2 protein-coding genes and 1 pseudogene are annotated in these 2,260 nt (G+C 69.8%); all 3 read right to left on the bottom strand.

The features are described 5' to 3' along the window. Nucleotides 1–116 (bottom strand): annotated as a pseudogene (locus H5J30_RS28255) (peptidoglycan editing factor PgeF); the annotation flags it as partial. Nucleotides 117–146: 30 nt separating this feature from the next. Continuing rightward, nucleotides 147–1,361 (bottom strand): cell division protein FtsZ, encoded by a 1,215-nt coding sequence (gene ftsZ, locus H5J30_RS28250; protein WP_181790121.1) that lies wholly within the window; start codon nucleotides 1,359–1,361, stop codon nucleotides 147–149. 241 nt (nucleotides 1,362–1,602) lie between these two features. Next, on the bottom strand, nucleotides 1,603–2,260 hold a 658-nt coding region (locus H5J30_RS28245; protein WP_181790120.1), incomplete at its 5' end, for a cell division protein FtsQ/DivIB.

Raw genomic sequence — 2,260 nt, 5'->3', positions numbered from 1 at the left:
CCGGCGCCGAGGGCGCCGCCGAGGTTCAGCTCCGCGTACGGAGCGGCGCTCACACCGCCCCACCGGTCGGTGAAGGCGAAGTGAGCGCCGTCTGTCGTGTATGTCTGCCCTATCACGGGACGTACGTTACGTGATCAACCCGCCGGCTACTTCAGGAAGTCCGGCACGTCCAGTTCCTCGGCCTCGCTGTCCTGGTACGGCCGGGCGGCCGGCACCTGCGGCGTGGCGGGGGGCGGCAGCGGCGCCGGGGCGCTGTCCTCGGTGCTGTCGCCGGACAGGGAGCCGAGGCCGCTGAACGCGGGGCGCTCCGGCTCCGCGGACCGGGCGGACCCGGTGTCCGCGGCCGACTCGGCCGGGGAGTCCTCGCGCCCGGCGTAAGAGCCGAGGACCTTGTCCCGGTTCTTCGACGGCAGTTGGCCACCGTCGAACCCGGCGGCGATGACCGTGACGCGCACCTCGTCGCCGAGGGCGTCGTCGATCACCGCGCCGAAGATGATGTTGGCCTCCGGGTGGGCCGCCTCGCTGACCAGCTGGGCCGCCTCGTTGATCTCGAAGAGGCCGAGGTCGGAGCCGCCGGAGATGGACAGCAGCACACCGCGGGCGCCGTCGATGGACGCCTCCAGCAGCGGCGAGGAGATCGCCATCTCGGCCGCGGCCACCGCGCGGTCGTCGCCGCGCGCCGAGCCGATGCCCATCAGCGCGGAACCCGCCTCCGACATCACGGACTTGACGTCCGCGAAGTCCAGGTTGATCAGGCCCGGGGTGGTGATGAGGTCGGTGATGCCCTGGACGCCGGAGAGCAGTACCTGATCCGCGGAGCGGAAGGCGTCGAGCACGCTCACCTGACGGTCGGAGATCGACAGCAGCCGGTCGTTGGGGATCACGATCAGGGTGTCGACCTCGTCGCGCAGCGCGGCGATGCCGTCCTCGGCCTGGTTCGCGCGGCGCCGGCCCTCGAAGGTGAACGGGCGTGTCACGACGCCGATGGTGAGCGCGCCCAGCGAACGGGCGATGTTCGCCACGACGGGCGCGCCGCCGGTGCCGGTGCCGCCGCCCTCGCCGGCCGTGACGAAGACCATGTCGGCGCCCTTGAGCACCTCCTCGATCTCCTCCCGGTGGTCCTCGGCGGCCTTGCGGCCGACATCCGGGTTGGCGCCCGCGCCGAGTCCGCGGGTCAGCTCGCGACCGACGTCGAGCTTGACGTCCGCGTCGCTCATCAGCAGTGCCTGCGCGTCGGTGTTGATCGCGATGAACTCGACGCCCTTGAGACCGACCTCGATCATCCTGTTGATGGCGTTGACGCCACCGCCGCCGATACCGACGACCTTGATGACCGCGAGGTAGTTCTGTGGTGCTGCCACGTCGAAGGCCTCTCGCCTCGAGTTACGTCTGCCGTTTGTGGGGGTCCCCGAACGCCGGTCGAACCCTAAGCGTGAAGTTTAGGGTTACCGCAGCATCCCGTACCTGGACTCTTGGAACGAGACACTAAGTCGACAAGGCTTCCGCGTTCAATGAACACGCCGAACCTCCCGTTTTTCTTTTCACCCTATGTGATCAGGCGTTGCGACCCCTCACGGGGGGTCTGAACTGCGCATATGTGCGTCAACTCGGCGACGCCGCGGGGGCGCTGGGAACGCTGACGTCGAAGTACCGGGCATCGCGCTCCGCTTTCATCACCGCCGCAAGCGCCTTCGACTTCGCCGCGCCGCGCTCCGCGCTGCCCCACAGCACGGTCCGTCCTCCGGTCAGCTCCAACGTGACGGAGTCATATGAACGCACAAGGATAGTACGGGTGTCGCGGCGCACGCTCTCGGAGAGCGCACCGGCAACCCGTACCGCGCTCTCGCGCAGCCGCTGCCGGCCGAAGCGGTCCAGGCTCGGTGAGTCCGCCACCTGCATCTCGACTATCGGCACCTTCGCGGGCGGCGTACGCACCGTGGCGAACCGCACACCCCCGTCGTCGACTTCCACGAAGGACTCCCCCTTGCGCAAGAGAACCGCAGGCCGCCGCTCGGTGACCGTCACCTCGACCCGGTGCGGCCAGACGCGGTCGACGTCCACGGAGTCGATACGCGGCAACTCCGCCGCCAGCCGCGCCTCGACCGCGTCCGTGTCCACGGTGGCCATCGGCACGTCCTCGGAGATCCGGGCGGCGTCCAGCACCTCGTCGGCGCCGAGCACGTCCGTGCCGGAGACCGTCACCCGCTCCACCCGCAGCCAGTTCGAGCCGTACAGGGCCCAGGCGGAGAACCCGCCGAGC

This window comes from Streptomyces phytophilus (assembly GCF_013870535.1).
Lineage (GTDB): Bacteria > Actinomycetota > Actinomycetes > Streptomycetales > Streptomycetaceae > Streptomyces > Streptomyces phytophilus.
The sequence above is the reverse complement of the archived record's forward strand: the minus strand, read 5'-3'. Positions and strand labels throughout refer to the sequence as shown.